This window comes from Bacteroides sp. L008 (assembly GCF_040812255.1).
Taxonomy (GTDB): Bacteria; Bacteroidota; Bacteroidia; order Bacteroidales; family Bacteroidaceae; genus Bacteroides; species Bacteroides vicugnae.
Genome location: NZ_JBFNXO010000002.1, coordinates 309223 through 327189, shown reverse-complemented (window position 1 = coordinate 327189; position 17967 = coordinate 309223). Strand labels below are relative to the sequence as shown.

At 42.6% G+C, this 17967-nt stretch carries 12 protein-coding genes; 2 read left to right on the top strand and 10 right to left on the bottom strand.

Features of this window, described 5'->3' with window-relative positions:
- Positions 1-9: 9 nt before the first annotated feature.
- The 10 genes from AB3G73_RS20595 to rhaB all read right to left on the bottom strand — a co-directional run bounded on the left by AB3G73_RS20595 (position 10) and on the right by rhaB (position 16644).
- Positions 10-621 carry a fasciclin domain-containing protein gene (locus AB3G73_RS20595; RefSeq protein ID WP_367745538.1) on the bottom strand — a complete coding sequence of 204 codons (612 nt, stop codon included), beginning with the start codon at positions 619-621 and terminating at the stop codon, positions 10-12.
- A 13-nt stretch (positions 622-634) separates the two neighbouring features.
- Positions 635-2104 (bottom strand): RagB/SusD family nutrient uptake outer membrane protein, encoded by a 1470-nt coding sequence (locus AB3G73_RS20590; protein ID WP_234133239.1) that lies wholly within the window; start codon positions 2102-2104, stop codon positions 635-637.
- A gap of 13 nt (positions 2105-2117) precedes the next feature.
- Positions 2118-5255 (bottom strand): TonB-dependent receptor, encoded by a 3138-nt coding sequence (locus tag AB3G73_RS20585; RefSeq protein WP_195649281.1) that lies wholly within the window; start codon positions 5253-5255, stop codon positions 2118-2120.
- Positions 5256-5590: 335 nt separating this feature from the next.
- Complete coding sequence (locus AB3G73_RS20580) at positions 5591-9616, bottom strand: two-component regulator propeller domain-containing protein (RefSeq protein WP_367745537.1); 4026 nt, start codon at positions 9614-9616, stop codon at positions 5591-5593.
- Positions 9617-9727: 111 nt separating this feature from the next.
- Positions 9728-10627, bottom strand: coding sequence for an AraC family transcriptional regulator (locus tag AB3G73_RS20575; RefSeq protein WP_148363927.1), 900 nt, complete (start codon positions 10625-10627; stop codon positions 9728-9730).
- A 144-nt stretch (positions 10628-10771) separates the two neighbouring features.
- Complete coding sequence (gene fucO / locus AB3G73_RS20570; protein ID WP_004304988.1) at positions 10772-11926, bottom strand: lactaldehyde reductase; 1155 nt, start codon at positions 11924-11926, stop codon at positions 10772-10774.
- Between the two features lie 18 nt (positions 11927-11944).
- Complete coding sequence (gene rhaD, locus AB3G73_RS20565) at positions 11945-12754, bottom strand: rhamnulose-1-phosphate aldolase (RefSeq protein WP_008997894.1); 810 nt, start codon at positions 12752-12754, stop codon at positions 11945-11947.
- A gap of 103 nt (positions 12755-12857) precedes the next feature.
- Positions 12858-13877, bottom strand: coding sequence for an L-rhamnose/proton symporter RhaT (gene rhaT, locus AB3G73_RS20560; RefSeq protein WP_148363928.1), 1020 nt, complete (start codon positions 13875-13877; stop codon positions 12858-12860).
- A gap of 3 nt (positions 13878-13880) precedes the next feature.
- Positions 13881-15137, bottom strand: a complete 1257-nt coding sequence (locus AB3G73_RS20555) for an L-rhamnose isomerase (protein WP_195649284.1) — start codon at positions 15135-15137, stop codon at positions 13881-13883.
- A 46-nt stretch (positions 15138-15183) separates the two neighbouring features.
- Positions 15184-16644: a rhamnulokinase gene (rhaB, locus tag AB3G73_RS20550; RefSeq protein WP_148363929.1), complete on the bottom strand. Its 1461-nt coding sequence runs from the start codon at positions 16642-16644 to the stop codon at positions 15184-15186.
- A gap of 235 nt (positions 16645-16879) precedes the next feature.
- Between rhaB and AB3G73_RS20545 the strand changes: the two genes are divergently transcribed.
- On the top strand, positions 16880-17353 hold the full coding sequence (locus AB3G73_RS20545) for an arginine repressor (RefSeq protein ID WP_004299854.1): 474 nt from the start codon (positions 16880-16882) through the stop codon (positions 17351-17353).
- 27 nt (positions 17354-17380) lie between these two features.
- Positions 17381-17959 (top strand): GNAT family N-acetyltransferase, encoded by a 579-nt coding sequence (locus tag AB3G73_RS20540; protein ID WP_143257045.1) that lies wholly within the window; start codon positions 17381-17383, stop codon positions 17957-17959.
- The last annotated feature ends 8 nt before the right edge of the window (positions 17960-17967 follow it).

Here is a 17967-nt window from a genome sequence, read left to right as displayed (position 1 = left end):
TAACTGTGGTTATTTGGAATATTTGCAATAGTTCTCAAATATATGAATCACACCATTCGTCGGGAGAATGTTGCTGGTCTTAGCCTGACGCTGTGGAGATTTCCCGTTGCTTCCGGTCTGATTCACCAGAATCTTACCGACTGCAGCCTGCCAGGGATTTTTCCATACAGACATTGTCATCAGCCCATTCTCTCCTTTCAGCATCGTCAATACGAACATAGGTTCCACCTGCAACTGTCCATAAGAACTATATTCACCGTCTACAATGTGATAAAGCAACATGTTCGTTACTTTCTCTTTATCACAATCTGTAATGGATGCCGCACCTGCAAATTCATTCTCCCGATACAGCTGCATACCTGTATTATTCAAAGCCAGAAAAGTATATTTATTATCAGTCTGGTTATAATAATCCTTCAGACCTGTATACTCAATAGCTGCTATCAACTCCGAGAACATATCTTTGTGATCTTGGAAATATTCCCACGCTGTCACTTTTACATACGGATCATCCACCGACGGTTCATAGTCATAGTTCTTTTGTAAGTCCAGATCACAACCGGTCAACGCCAGAATGGCCCAACAAAAGAAAAGAGCCTTATATAATATTGTCTTTTTCATCGTTTCTATCTTTTTAGTTGTTAGTATTGCCATAATACGTATTCTGCACAATCTTCGGATTTTCCAGAATATGTGAATAGTGGATCGGGAAAAGTTCATTACCGTCCTGCTCCATTCCGTTGATAGGTTTCATCACTTCTTTCCACTTTCCGGTACGTACCAAGTCAAACCAGCGACGTCCTTCACCAGCTAATTCCACTTGGCGTTCACGCAAAATATAATTAACGACTTCTTCTTCTGAAGCAAAATCATTTTCAGTCAGCGTGTTCAATCCGGCACGGTCACGTACAGATTTCACCAGTTCCAAAGCCTCACCCCATTTACCCTGATGAGCACGAGCTTCTGCTTGAAGCAACATCATATCTGTATAGCGATAGATCGGATAAGCAACCTCGCAAGTCTTATTCAAAGAATTACTAATATCACCCGCCATATATTTACGCAATTCATTTCCATTCTGGTAATACTTCACCATATAATCTTTGCGCAAATCACCTTTCATGTCCTTTTCATCAAAGATGCTCATAAACTTGTCGGACATAACCGCCGCACGGTTTCCTGAACCGGAGAACCATTGATACATATAACTATAACCATTCGTGCCGACTTCATCCATGTTGAAGTGAACCAGGAAAATAAACTCTCTGGAGTTATATTCATCATTTTCCGGTGTATCATCAGACGGTTTATTGGTCAGCTCTTCCGTGAACATGGTATGCCAAGTAGCAATGTTAGGTTCGAAGTCCACAAAGCGACCACCTTTCTTGGAAGCAATAGTTGCCATCTTATCAATGGTCTGATCGGCCAGATTATATTCTTCAGCCCACATATAGGCGTCTGCCATGATAGCCCATACGCCACAGATAGAAATACGTTTGCGTTCAAAATTCTTGTTACGGTTAATCAGACTCTCCGCTTTCTTCAGATCCGGAAGAATAACATGTTCCAGAATATAATTCTTATCTGTACGTTCCTTGTAAATAGCCTCCGAATACTTTTCAGTAGGTTCTATAAACAAAGGTACGTCTCCCCAGACACGGATAGCATAGAAGTAGGCCAAAGCACGTAGCGCATACGCTTGTCCGAGGTAATCGTTGCGGTCTGCCACGTCGGGCATACTGATATTAGGAACATATTTGATGGCCAGATTGGTCTGGTTAATCATCTGATACAAGGTTGTCCATTTCGCACATTTCTCGTCCGTAGACATCAGGTTATTAATCACACGTGCCTGATCGGCCATCACCGGTGCTCCGGGAGCTACGTTATCCGAACGGAATTCACCCCAATAAAAATAATTCTCGCGTAGAGTGGAACGCAGCAATCCGTAGATTTCATTTATACCTGCCTTAGCATCACGAGCGGTCTGCCACATGTCACCTGCCGGGATTTCACTCACCGGTTCCTCATTCAGAAAGTCTGAACAGCTATTCAATGATAGAGCCAGGCATACAGCTCCAACAAAATATTTTATATTCTTCATACGATATTTTCAATTAAAAGTTAGCAGAAAAACCAATACCATATTCTCTCTTTCTCGGATAACGATAAGAGTCTTTACCTACCTGCAAAGGATTACTTGTAGAGAATTCAGGATCGAATCCCGAATAGTTGGTCCATGTCAATGCATTGTTTATAAAAGCGTAGATGTTTATATTCTTCAACATCAGCTTCTTTATCCAGTTTTCAGGAAGATCATAGGCTATACGTACGTTCTGCAAACGGATAAATGAAGCATCTTCCAAATAGAACGAGTTACCCATACGCGCATTGTTGAAATCATCGTTATACGGACGCGGATAGATGGCCTGATCGCCCGGATGCAACCACATATTATGAATGACTTCCGGTGAAGGAGTGGTTCCGGTATATTTGAACATATTACGATTATGTTCGGCAGCGTTATAAATCTGTCCTCCCAAAGAATAATAGAATCCCAAATACAAGCTTACGCTTTTCCAAGTCACGGTTGTATTCAAACCACCGGTCACATCAGGCATGGCATTACCAATCACCATACGGTCATTATCATCAATCACACCATCACGAGTTCCTTCCGGCTCTTCCCAGTTGTAATCTCCACCACGGAACGGTTTGCCGTTCGGTAACGTTTTCTGGCGGATATCACCTGCATATTCCTTTCCATTCAATAAATACTTGTATTGGAATACACCATTTTCAAATACCGGAGTCAGTTGTTCCCATTTATCTGTAAAAGCGTTCGATTCGTCGTAAGCAAAGATACCGGCGCTTTTAAATCCATAGAAGTCACCTACACGGCCGCCTTCTTGCATCCACCAGATATCACCTTCCATATATGCCTTACCTTCAGACAGTTTCTCAATGCGGTTGATATTTCTGGAGATATTGAAAGAAGCATTCCACTTCCAGTCCTTTGTGCGGATAATATCACCGGTAACGGCAATTTCAAAACCGCGGTTACTCATCTCACCGACGTTTGTCTTCATATATGCAAAACCGGATTCTTTAGGCAATTGGTAGTTTGCCAACAGACCGTCTGTATATTTATCGTAGTAATCGGCAGTAATCGTCAAACGGCTATTCCAGAAATTCAAGTCCAAACCAAGGTTGAACTGTTTGGTTTCCTCCCATTTCAGGTTGTCTTTACCGATACGGGTCGGAATAACACCACCCACTCCGTCATAGATAGAATTCGGAGAATAAGAATAAATATAGTCATAGTTTCCGATCGCTTCATTACCCGTAATACCATAACTTACACGTATCTTACCATCTTCCAGGAATTTCTTCGAGAACTTCATGAACTTCTCATCAGAGAAACGCCATCCCACTGACACTGACGGGAAATTTCCCCATTTGTTTTCTTTCGCGAAACGGGAAGAACCGTCACGACGCATATTCGCTGTAAACAGATATTTTCCCAGATAATCATACGTCACACGTGCAAAGACAGAAGCCATGGAGTGATTGCTCAAGGTAGATCCCGTAGAAGACAAATCCAAATTAGCAGCAAAGGCATTCATCGTATAAATAAAGTCAGTGGATGAATTCAAACCTACAAAGGTTTCATTTTCATAACGCCATTGTTGAGCACTGACACCCACCATTGCGCTGAAATTATGTCCCTTGATCTTACGTGCATAAGTGATGAAATCTTCATTCATCCAGTTCCAGTTCAAGTAATTATAAGAATAGCCCTTATTCTGTTTCTGCCATTCATCGGTGATAAGACTCGGTTCGAGTTTTTTGCGCTTATCCAGATAGAAGTTGGCATTGATATTGGCTCTGAACTTCAGATATTTGTTGAATTTGATTTCAAAGAACTGGAAAAAGTTCGCCTTATAAGAGTCTGTAAAGTCAGTTGTATAATTAACCTGTGCAATAGGGTTCTTCTGACCATTAAACACTCCAACCAAAGAGCCATCCGGATAATAAGTATTGAAATAAGGGCGACGAGTCAATACCGCACTCAATAATGTACCTTCATTCAGACCTTTCTTCTTAGAATAAGTCAAAGAAATACGGCTACCCATATTCATCCAGTCTGTCGGTGAATAATCGGAGTTGATACGAGTATTTAATCTTTGAAAACCGGTATTGGAAATAATACCTTTCTCGTTATAATAACCGGTATTGATGAAATATTTCAGTTTCTTCGTACCGCCACCTACGCTGATATCCACCTGATCTTTCTGCGCAGTGCTCGTAATCATGTCCAGATAATCATTGTCTACATTAAAGAAAGAGTTCAACGGATCATTCAGTATATCACTACTTTCGTCAGGATTACCTCCGCCGTATGTTTCAAAATACTCTTTGCGGTACTGGTCGTACAACAGACGCTCTTTGCGATTTGCCTGTGGCACCTTATGAGACAATGTACCCCATGAGTGATTATACTTGATATCAATACGGGCTTTACCTTCCTGACCGCTCTTGGTAGTGATAATAATCACACCGTTAGCCGAACGGGAACCGTAGATAGCTGCAGAAGCAGCATCTTTCAAAATCTCCATAGAAGTAATATCATTGGTATTGATACCGTCGATACTTTCCAAAGGCACACCATCTACAATATAAAGAGGAGTCACTCCTTCGGCGGAGAAAGTGGAAGTACCACGAATTTTAATAGAAGAAGACTCACCGGGCTGTCCCGAACCTGACACTACCTGTACACCGGCAGTAGTACCTTGCAGTGCTTCAAAAACATTAGTAGCCATTTTCTGCTCAATAGCCTCACTTGAGATGGAAGTAATAGCTCCCGTCACATCACGCTTTTTCATCGTACCGTAACCCACTACCACTACTTCGTCCAGTAACTTAGAGTTCTCTTCAAGCGTAATATTCATTGTTTTATCTTTCACTACTACCTCTTTAGGGGTATATCCCATGAATGATACAGTCAAAGTAACTCCCTTCTTTGAAACATTCAATGAGAAATTACCATCTAAATCCGTAATTGTCCCATTAGATGTTCCTTTCTCCATCACGTTAGCGCCAGGCAAAGGAAATCCTGTTTTATCCACAACAACTCCCTTCACTGCAAACCCGCCTTGAGCATAAGCCGGATGGACAAGGAAAAGGAGACTCAAGGAAATCAAAAGAAACGACTGCAACAATCGCACTTTTGTCCTACTCTGCAAATTTTTCATAACTAGAATAAAATTAAATTGGTTAATTATCAAGGTTTTACTCACTACTTAATTAATTAGGAGAAATACATTGGCTCTCTCCTGTAAGATGTTATCTTTTATTTATTACATAGGTAATCGTCTTTCATAATACTATACAATAATTATTATATTAGAATAAAGATTATATCATACTTGGTCTGCTAAATAAAAGTGTGTGCGGACACACCTAATTAAAGAAAACTCAAGTACAAGCTGGCATGATCCAACGCCACAAAAGTATCGCATTTGAGCATATTGCACCCTATCGAATTGTTCGTTTTATCTAGTCTAAAAATTCAGATGACTTATTTTAATCACCTTACAGAGGGATCGGAAGGGGCATCATGAGATTTCCTATACTGTGTAGGAGCTATATCAAAAAGTTCTTTAAAACATTTGTTGAAGTATTGAGGATTTCCAAATCCTAACCGGTAAGCAATATCCGAAATGTTCATCTCCGGAGCATTCAGCAGAAAATACGCAGCCTTTTTCAGACGGAGATTCATGATAAAATTATTTGGTGTACTTCCCGTGATACCTTTTATCTTCTGAAATAAGACAGTACGCCCCACCCCCATCTCCCGTGAGAAAGCATCTACACTGAATTCGGGATTTTCCATATTATCTTCCACCACTTGAGTAGCTTGTTCGATAAACTTCTGGTCGAGTTCGTTCGTTGCAATCTTCTCCGCCTTGCTATCCAATTGATGGGCATATTTATTCTGTAAAAGTCTGCGGGTATTAATGAGATTATTGCATTGCATCACCAGCCGCCGCATATTAAATGGCTTCACCACATAAATATCCGCTCCAATTCTCAATCCTTCCAACTCACGTTCGGGAGCACTAAGGGCAGTCAGAAGAACGACAGGTATATGGCAGGTTTCTATATTGTTCTTGATCTTGGCACATAACTCTGTTCCGGGCATTCCGGGCATCATGATATCCGAAATAACCAGATCGGGCTGCATCACCTTTACTTTCCCGTATCCTTCCTTGCCATCACTTGCAGTTTCAACCGTGTACAATGGAGAGAAAATATCCACAAGGATATTTCTGATCTCTTCATTATCATCAATTACCAATAACTTACAGTCAGTAGTCCCGCTTTCACTCTGGGCTGACCGCACCTCCTTAACCAACAGTTCTTTATCTTCCGAATAATAAATATATTCCTTATCCCGCTCCGGTTCAACCCGGGCAATAGAAGAATCAAAGTGAGCATCCCCTTTTTTCAGAATGACCTTAAAACAAGAGCCTTTTCCCAACTGACTTTCTACTGTTATATCCCCCTGATGGGCTTTCACAATACCCTGACTCAAAGCCAGTCCGATACCTGTTCCTCCATACTGTCCTATATTCTCAACCTGATAGAACCGCTCGAATATCTTAACGTAGTCTTCCTCGGAGATTCCCGCACCATTATCGGAAACGGAAAACATACATTCCTCCGTTCCATCAGCCAATTCCATACGGATAGTTCCACCGTCTGAAGTATATTTAAAAGCATTAGACAGCAGGTTATTAACCACCTTTTGTATTTGCATCCGGTCTCCCCACACGAGGCATTGCTCGCAGTCGGCATGCAAAGCAAACGAAATATTCCTGTTAGCAGCCAACTCCTTGAACAATACATAATGCTCTTTGAGCAAAGAATATAAGTCAAATTGAGAAACTTTCAGTTTCAAAAGTCCCTGTTCTTGTTTCCGGAAATCAAGCAATTCAGTAATCAATGATTTCAGGTTACCTGCATTTTTATGTATATTCAACAGTTTTGAATAAGCATAGGTAGACAATTTGCCGGAATTCAGCAATAGATCAACCTGTCCCAGAATAAGAGTGATCGGAGTTCTGATTTCATGCGAGATATTCGTGAAGAAACGAAGTTTGGATTGATTCATCTCTTCAATGTATTGCTTCTCGCGAAGTTCAAAATCCAATGAAGTTTTCAGGAACAGACGGATTCTATATTCTCTCACGATAAAGAATAGAATAGTCAGAATCACGCATACATAAATCGTATAGGCCCACCAAGTGGCATAGAAAGGTGGCGTAATCGTTATATTCAGCGATCTGATTACTTCCGGGAAGTTCTTCAGCCTGATCTCAAAGACATAATCGCCCGGAGAGATGTTCGTATAAGTAATATCATTTCCCAAACGGTTCTCGCTCCATTCATCATTATACCCCATCAACCGGTATTCTACCTCACCCCCGCCTATATGCAAAAAATTATCTGTCGAGAAGCCGATAGAAAACACATTCTGCAAGTAATTCAATTTGATCCGGTCGGTATAGGCAAAGGATTTATTTAAAATACCGGTTTGATCGCCTGTTGTTATCTCTTTGTTGTTGACATACAAATGCGCCAACTCCAGATCGTATATTTTCGGAGGATAATACAGACTACTTTCACGAATGGTAACCAGTCCGGTGGCCCCTCCCATATAAATATCATGATTGCGCGATACATGCATGGATTTCCGGTTCACAAGAGTCAGAGGAAACCCTGTTTTCGAATTGAAGTTAATCACTTTTCCCTCTTTCTGCTCCAGCATTGACAATCCATGCCCGGTACCAATCAGCAAATTTCCGGAAGGAGTTTCACCCAATACCCTGATATTTTCTCCTGACAATACACTTTCAGGAGTATGCAAATGAAATGAACGGTCTTTCTTATCCAACAAGAAAAGTCCGTTTCCATGTGTCCCTACCCAAATATTTCCTTTCCGATCTTCATAGATAACATTGACCAGCTCTTTTTGAGATCTGACCCGTTTCTTCAGACTTATCCTATAGGTTTCAAACCGCTTTTCCTCAATCACATAAGCTACACAACCGTCATCGGAAGCAAACCATAATCTGTTTTTCGAATCAAGCAATAGGGTGTTGTAGTTATGTGTAAACAATTCCTTCTGATGAAACAACACCTCCGGTTTCAAGGTCTGTTTATCCAAACTCACAATAGCGGATGTTGTCCCGACATACAATTTACGAGGCGTATCTGCCAAAGCAAACAGAGCTTCTCCTACACTTTCTTCTCCAAGCGGTTCGAGATTATAGATATCATTCCGATAGTTATCAAGATGAAAACAATTAACCTTATTGGTAAAGTCAGCGGCAATCCATAAGCAATTATTAGCCTCATCGAAAACGACATCTTTCAGGTAGTCCGTACTGAAATGATACCCCGTATGCGCATTAAAATGCTTGAACTTCCCTTGCTCCGGTTGATATAAATCCAATCCGCCTCCTTCCGTACAAATCCAGATATTTCCGGCTTTATCTTCCGCCATAGCACCGACCACCGGAAAAGACAATCCGGTGTCCGAAGCATGATAATGCACAAAATGCTGATATTCCGGGGAGAAAAAATTTACCCCTCCCCAATAAGTCCCCACCCAAACAGTTCCCTGATTGTCTGTATAAAGAGACGTCACCGAACGATTGGACATGGCACCCACCCGGTTAGGATCTGCCTGATAATGGAATATTTTCCCGGTAGCCACTTCAATCTTACTCAATCCACTTCTGTAGCCTACCCATATATTCCCTTCCAAGTCCTGACATAACGCTCTCGCCATATCATCCCGAACCGTGTAAACACTCTTATCATTGTATTCATAGTGATGTATGATGGCACCTTGAGGTGAAAAACAGAAAACGCCCTGATCCTGCGAACCTATCCAGATATTCTGGTCGTTACTTTTTATCAGTTTCATCACTTTAATTCCGGGCAAGTGAAGTGACATCGCTCCGCAAGTGTCTACACGCATCACCCCACCCTCTTTCAAAGCAATCCAGAGGCTTCCCTCGGAACCTTCCACCATCGTCGGGCCACTGTCCGGCAGCTGCAAATCGGCATACATCGGTTTCAAGAGGCGGGTATTCTTATCGTATAAGAACAGTTTCCCTCCTTCTGCAATCCACACTCCCGTCTTTCCTTTGGCAAGAGTGGAGGGAGAAGTCACCGGAAGGATATAATATTTCTCCGTTTCAAGGTCGAACTGGAAAAGTCCGGTAGAAGCCAACAGGAAAAGACTTCCCTGACCGTCTTCCACCATTTGAGTCACATATAAATTACCATAACTGATAGAGTCGTTATGAAAGTGGTTGAAGACTTTGATGTGATTGCCATCGAAACAATTCAGCCCGTCCAGAGTGGCAATCCATATACGCGATTTCTCATCCTGGCAAATATCACTCACCGTTATTTGCGACAATCCATCTTCCACACCCAATGTTCTGAACTTGTATTCCTGTGACCGGAGTGGAAATACAAATCCAAAAAGAGATAGCAGAATCAAAAAATGGATATTAGATAGTCTTTGTCCACGCATATCAAGAATGATGGTTTATAGCGCACATTAATCTCGTCACAAAAGTAACAGTTTTTATGATATTCCCAAAATCAGAGCAAAATTACTGATAGATATAGACTTTCACCCTATTCATTCTTCCCGTCCGAACGAACGATATTCCAACGGAGTAAGCCCTGTACGCTTCTTGAAAAAAGAGAAAAAGTATTCGGTAGACTGGAAACCCAGGAAAAAAGAAATCTCTTTCACGGATTGGGAAGTTCCGACCAGCATTTGTTTGGCCTTACGTAGTTTCAATTCCTGAAAATACTTGGCGGGAGCATAACCTGTATATTCCTTGAAAACACGTCGGAACCATGAATAACTGATGTTGAGCCGCATAGCCAACTCTTCCGGATCCACATTACCGGAAACATTTTCATTCATGATAATTTTAGCCTGCTCTATCTTCTGGTCCACATCACTCATCTCAAAAAACTTATTCTTGGAAACAGAAAGAATCATTCCTATCATGTGAAGCACAATGCCGGAAAGATATTGTTGCGCGGAAATCTTATCCGCTTCTGCCACAGCAAGGGCACGGGAGAACAAGGAAACCAACTCTTCATTAATACCAATTTCGAGTATTTGCTGTTCCTGCGACAAAAAAGCATCGTTCACGATGGCGTCTATCATTGGTCCTTCAAAACCAATATAATACTCCGTCCAACCAGTCTGCCGTAACGGGCGGTAAGTATGCCATTGACCGGGAAACAGCACCATCAGCCGACCTTTACAAACCTGCTTTTCGGAAGTGGAATCGGATGAAAACAAACCACGCCCTTTGGTGATATAAACCAACTGATATTCGCGGAGTACCCTTCCTTTTTCCGCATTAAAAAAGTAACCGGAGGGATGTTCTTTCAACGGATAAGGTGAATCGGGAGGGATAGACTGATAGCCGACAGTATTTACCCACAGGCCGAATTTACGGTCCATGTCATTTACAATCAGATATTTAAATTCTAATCCCAAACTATTATCCTCGATCATATCAGTGTGTTTTCATGCAATTGAACCAGACAAAAATAGGAATTATTTTCAGAAAACACACGCAAGGGTATAAAAAAACATCCGGAGCGTACTTTCAAGTATCTCCGGATGTTTATATAAAAACAAACTTTACTATGACGAGATTTAGAATGCTTTATGATACAAGGCTTCAATATCCGCTACCGAAGTAGGACGAGGATTTCCACCTGTACAAACATCATTGAAAGCAGCTACAGCCAATGCAGGAATATCTTCTTCTTTCACATTGATTTCATGCAATTTCTGTGGGATATTAATGCTGATAGAAAGTGCTTTCACAGCTTCAATAGCAGCTTTAACGCCCTCTGCTTCACTCATTCCGGTAGTATCCACTCCCATTGCTTTCGCAATATGGATATATTTCGGAGCTGCCGGAGATTCAGCATTGTATTCCATCACATACGGTAACAACAAAGCATTGGCTACCCCATGAGGAGTATCATAGAATGCACCCAGCGGATGAGCCATTGAGTGAACTATTCCCAAACCGACATTCGAGAATCCCATACCGGCAATATATTGTGCCTGCGACATTGCTTCGCGGGCTGCCACATCTTTACCATTATCTACGGCTGCTTTCAGATTTTGTGCAATCATCTCAATAGCCTTCAATTCGAACATATCGCTCATTACCCAAGCACCCGGAGTAATATAACTTTCGATGGCATGCGTCAGAGCATCCATACCGGTAGCGGCAGTCAGTCCCTTCGGCATTGAGTACATCAGTTCAGGGTCTACGATAGCCACGGCAGGGATATCGTTCGGGTCCACACAAACCATCTTCTTACGGGCATCTTCATCAATAATCACATAATTGATCGTTACCTCGGCAGCCGTTCCGGCAGTAGTAGGCAGTGCAAAGGTAGGTACAGCTTTATGTTTGGTATCAGCCACACCTTCCAAAGATTTCACATCTGCAAAGTCAGGGTTGTTCACAACGATACCGATCCCTTTGGCGGTATCGATAGAAGAGCCACCACCCAAAGCTACGATAAAATCGGCTCCGGAAGCTTTGTAGGCCGCCACACCGTTTTGTACATTTGCAATAGTAGGATTAGCTTTTACATCACTATAAAGTTCGTAAGGTATCTGGTTCTCATCAAATACTTTAATGATTTCGGCAGCTACTCCAAACTTAATCAAGTCTTTATCCGTTACAAAAAAGGCTTTCTTAAAGCCACGTCTGGCTGCTTCCACAGCAATCACACTCCGGCATCCGGCACCGAAGTAAGAAGTTTCATTTAAAATAATGCGATTCATGGTTGTGCTATTGTTTTTTTATTTAGGGAGATTAAAAGCAACTGTCATTTCTTTCATCTGTTCCTGACTCATACCATCCGGCTCGAAGCCCATATTTTTCGCTGCAATATAGATGAGAGCCGATTTATTAAGTACATCAATCTGGTCGAACGCCTGCATCGCATCGCAATCTACTGCAAATACACCATGTTTCTCCCACATCACAACATCGTAATCCTGCAATTCCTTGATGGTAGCTTCCGCCAACTCAACAGAACTAGGCAATTTATAAGGAATGATACCCAAACCACGCGGACAGAATGCCTTTGTTTCGGGAATCATACTCCACAACAGATTGGTAGCTACATCTTTTTCCAGAAACTTCGGGCAATGCGTCATGGCAATCAGTTCGATCGGGTGTGTATGCACAGATGCTTTATAAGGAGAGTTTTTACTCAACAGGTCATTATGCACGCTCAAGTGAGAAGGCAATTCCGATGTCGGAGCCACAGCCTCGTCCGCAATAATTACGTAGCTGGCACAGTCATCCAGAATACGGATCACCGAACCATTCTCCATTGGCCAACGGGCCAAATCGCGCATGCGCTTATTAGTTCCCTTGCAGTAGAAATAACATCCTTTCAGATAAGGAAGAGTTACACCGATAGGTTTAACTTCACTGATCGGTTTCATCTGACGGATTTCATCGTCTACAAACTCTGTGATATTAACAGTGATATTACCACCGTTACGTTCAGCCCATCCTTTCTGCCACAAGTATCCGGCAACTTCCGCTACCTTGTTTACTTCTTTGGCAAGTCCCGGACGATTCTCTAAGATTGATTTCATTCTATATATATTTTTTAATTAGGCACGGATTACACAGATTACACTGATTTTGTCGCAAGTTATAAAAAAACTGTGTAATCCGTGTAATCCGTGCCTGATTTTTTTAAAACAAATTTGGGAACACTAATGAGAAGATAAGTACGATCAGACCAGCTATCAGCACAGTTATGGTCTTATTTGACACGCCTTTCCATTCTTTCAGAATAATTCCCCAAACATTACTAAATGTGACATTCAATGCCATCAAAATACACCAGGAGAAAGCCAGCAATACCGGACTTTCCGTAAGGAAACTCTTACCCATTTCCAGTCCGAAGAACTGCATGTACCATAGTACACCAGCCAACGCACAGAAAACTAAATTATTGCCCCATACTTTTCCTTTAGCATAGTCACCCATCGATTTATTCGCTACATTCTGCTGCAGACAGTAAACTGCATTTGTCAGGAATCCCCCCAATGTAACCAGAAAGATCACCGGAAGTCCGGCATAAAGCCCTTCTACTCCACCGGCTAAAGCAGCTTCCTTGATAGGTGTTCCCGCATCCAGTCCCAAAGCAAAACAAGCACTCATGACACCGGCTAGAAGTGCCACCAGCAAACCTTTTGTCAATGCGAAGTCCTTTACGGCAGCACGTTTTTCTTCTTCACTCATGTTTTGTGCACGCAAGCTACCGGCATACCCGATAACGGCAATACCCGCCAATGTGATGCAAACACCCAACAGAAGAATCAACCCGTTACCTTCAAACAAGTTTGTGCCTGCAAAAAGAGCCGGAAGAAGAGTTCCGAAACCGGCACAAGTACCCAATGAGATACTCTGCCCCAGCGCAACCCCCAGATAACGCATGGAAAGTCCGAAAGTCAAACCTCCCACTCCCCATAATATACCATAAAAGATGCTCATTCCAGCACCTCCCGCTCCCCACAAGTCGAACAAACTACTTTCCTGGGGTACCCCCAGTAGTGAACCCAGGAACGGGAACACTAACCAGGCAAATACACCTTGTATTAACCAGAAGCTTTCCCAGCTCCATTCCTTTACCTTTTTAATAGGCACATAAGAACTGGACTGGCAAAAGCTACCGATGGCTATAATCAATAAGCCGATTAAAATATCCATAACTTATCGTTTAGAAGTTACTTCGGCTTCGTACTTTTCGATTTCTGCGATGAAATCTTCACCTACAGGAACATTATTCTTCAAGCAGAACATATCCCAAACTGCATTCCAAGGCAGCGCTTTTTCTTCTTCGAGCAGAGCCAGACGCTGGAATCCCTGTCCGTTTGCTTCGTATTCACGCAACTTCGCAATCGGTTCGAGCAAAGCACGAGTCATACATTTCTGTGCTGCACGGCTACCGATCACATAAGCACCGATACGGTTGATAGATGCGTCGAAATAGTCAAGGCCATAGTGTACACGATCCAAAGCACCGCAACGAACGATTTCGCTGAACAGTTCCATAGTCGGGTCATCCATGATAGTTACGTGGTCTGAATCCCAACGAACCGGACGGCTTACGTGCAACATCAATTCAGGAACATAAAGCAACAATGAAGATACTTTATCAGCTACACTTTCTGTCGGGTGGAAGTGACCGGTATCCAACGTAATCATCTTATTACGAGAAGCACCGTAACCGATATAGAAGTCGTTAGAACCTACCGTGTAGCTTTCCAGACCAATACCGAACACCTTAGATTCGATACAATCCTTCATATTCTTATATTCGGTAGCGAAAATCTGATCCAAAGAATCTTTCAACAATGCCCGATATTTCATACGGTTTACAGTGATATCCTTGCTTCCGTCATGTACCCAAAGATTCATGATACATGGATCGCCCTGTGCCTTACCCATTTCTTCCGCAACTGCACGACAACGTTTGGTATGTTCAATCCAGAACTGACGGATACCTTCATCAGGATTAGAAAGTGACAAATCACCTGATTTCGGATGAGAGAAAGAAGTAGAGTTGAAGTCGAGCTTCATGTTATGTTCTTTACCCCATTCAATCCAGCTCTTGAAATGTTCCGGTTCTACTTGGTCACGGTCTACCACTTTACCTTGGAAATCTCCGTAGATTTCATGCAAGTTCAAACGATGAGTACCCGGGATATAAGAAGCAGCTTTCAAGATGTCGGCACGCAGTTCTTCAATGTTACGAGCTTTGCCCGGATAATTACCGGTTGCCTGAATACCTCCGGTCAACGAACCGGCCTGTACTTCAAATCCTGCAACGTCATCAGCCTGCCAGCAGTGAAGTGACAGATGAAAATCCTGCATAGTTTTCAATACTTTTTCGGTGTCTACACCTACTGCTGCATAACGTTCCACAGCAATTTCATACGCTTTCTGAATCAGTTCTTCTTTTTTCATGATATTCTATTAGTTTTAAAAATGATTATTCTGTCGGTTGTTCCATTTATTTCCGAACACAGTTCTTAAAATGGATATAAGCCGTATCCCAAGCTTCCGTGTCTTGCGGTTGATAAGTCTTCAACGGGATAGAACGGTTAATTAACTGGCGCATACCGGCAACATCCGTTGCTTCGCCTGCTGCCATGGCCTGAATCATCACATTACCGATGGCTGTCGCTTCAGACGGGCCGGCTACCACAGGAATGCCTATTGCATTGGCAGTAAACTGGTTCAGCAAATCATTCCGGCTACCTCCGCCAATCACGTGCAATGTATCAATCGGACGGGGAGAAAGTGAACGTAAATTCTCCAACACCTGACGATAACGCAAAGCCAGACTTTCAAAGATACAGCGCACCACTTGTCCTCGTTTCTCGGGAACCGATTGTCCGGTAGCCCGGCAATATTCAGCAATGGCTTTTTCCATATCCGCAGGATTCGCGAAACAATCATCATCCGGATTAATCAGACTACGGAATGGTTCACAAGCATCCGCCTCACTGATTAATTCAGGATAACTTGTATCTCCCCAATTCAGACGGCAACGTTCCAGCAGCCACATTCCACAAATATTCTTCAACAGACGAATGGTTCCTTCTACACCGCCTTCATTGGTAAAGTTCAACGCTTCTGTTTCGGCATTAATCACCGGAGCATCCGTTTCAACTCCCATCAGCGACCAGGTTCCACTACTCAAATAAGCAAAATTGCGATCCAATGCCGGAACGGCAGCAACAGCAGAACCGGTATCGTGTCCGGCTACAGCAATCACAGGAATCGCCCCCAGTCCGGTAATCTTTTGCACTTCTTCCGTCAATACTCCCACCGTTTCACCCGGGAATACAAAACGGCCGAAATTCTTCTCGCTCAATCCTACCGCTTTCAGCAACTCCGGCTCCAAACGTCGTGTTTGTGCATTCACCAGCTGGGCTGTCGAAGCAATCGTATATTCCGTCACCATCTCTCCAGTGAGCATATAGCTCAACGCATCCGGCATAAACAGAATTTTATCTGCCGCCTCCAATGCGCTGTCGTGATTGCGCCGTAAAGTATCTAATTGGAAAAGTGAATTAAAATTCATAATCTGAATACCCGTTTTGCCATACACTTCGCTACGGGAGATACGGGAGAAAAGAGCCTCCGGTGCTCCTACTGTATGCGGGTCACGATATGCATAAGGCTGGCGAAGCAAGTTACCGTCTTTTCCGACACATACAAAATCCACTCCCCAAGTATCGATACCGATAGAAGCAATGGATTCGCCACGGTGAGCAACCAACTTCAATCCGTCAATAATGTGACGATATAATGCATAAATATCCCAATAGAAATGTCCACCCACTTCAATCAGGTGGTTAGGAAAACGATTAATCTCTTCCAGATTTAATCCGCCTTCAATGAAAGTTCCCAAGATTGTACGACCGCTCGTTGCGCCCAGGTCGACTGCAAAAAAGTTTTGTTTCATGGTATTCTGTCTATATATTTAAGGTATACATTTACCTACATGGCAAAGATAGGCGATTCCCTCCTCCCTTTCCTTATGTATTTTGATTGAAAGGGTATACATTTTGACACAAAACAGAAAAACAGGCTCTCATCGTTTAGCATATTTTTCACTTTTATGCAAAAAAACTTTGGTTTTATGCATATTTTCTCCGAAATAATGCATACTTTTGCGCCATTCTTAGAATAATTATACAATGAAGAAGAAAGCAAATCGGTTAGACGCCATCAAAATGATTATCTCAAGCAAGGAGGTCGGTTCGCAGGAAGAACTGCTGCAAGAGCTGAACCGCGAAGGCTTCGAACTGACACAGGCCACCCTCTCCCGCGACTTGAAACAACTGAAAGTAGCCAAGGCTGCCAGTATGAACGGAAAGTACGTATATGTACTGCCGAACAACATTATGTATAAACGTTCTACCGACCAGAGTGCCGGTGAAATGTTACGCAACAACGGATTTATCTCTTTGCAGTTTTCCGGTAACATTGCCGTTATCCGCACCCGTCCCGGTTATGCCAGCAGCATGGCTTATGACATCGACAACAATGAATTCAGTGAAATCCTGGGAACCATTGCCGGTGATGACACAATCATGCTGGTATTGCGTGAAGGAGTTGCAACCAGCAAGATACGCCAGCTTTTGTCACTCATCATTCCCAATATCGAATAATTATACCTATTATTATATCATAAAGAAATGGACACTCAACAAATAGATGTTATGGTAGCCGACGCCTCACATGAGGTTTACGTTGACACTATTTTGGAAACTATCAGAAATGCTGCCGCCGTACGAGGAACAGGAATTGCGGAACGCACACACGAATACGTAGCGACAAAGATGAAAGAAGGTAAGGCGATTATTGCTCTTTGCGGTGACACTTTCGCCGGATTCACCTATATCGAATCATGGGGAAACAAGCAGTACGTAGCTACTTCCGGTCTGATCGTTCATCCCGATTTTCGTGGATTAGGGTTGGCAAAACGTATCAAACAGGCTTCTTTCCAACTCGCACGTCTCCGATGGCCGAAAGCAAAAATATTCAGTCTGACCTCCGGAGCAGCAGTCATGAAGATGAACACCGAACTGGGTTACGTACCTGTCACTTTCAATGAACTGACAGACGATGAAGCTTTCTGGAAAGGATGCGAAGGATGTATCAACCATGACATTCTGGTAGCGAAGAACCGTAAGTTCTGCATCTGCACAGCCATGCTGTACGATCCGACAGACCCGCGGAACATAAAAAAAGAACAAGAAAGAAATAACATTTAAAAGATACA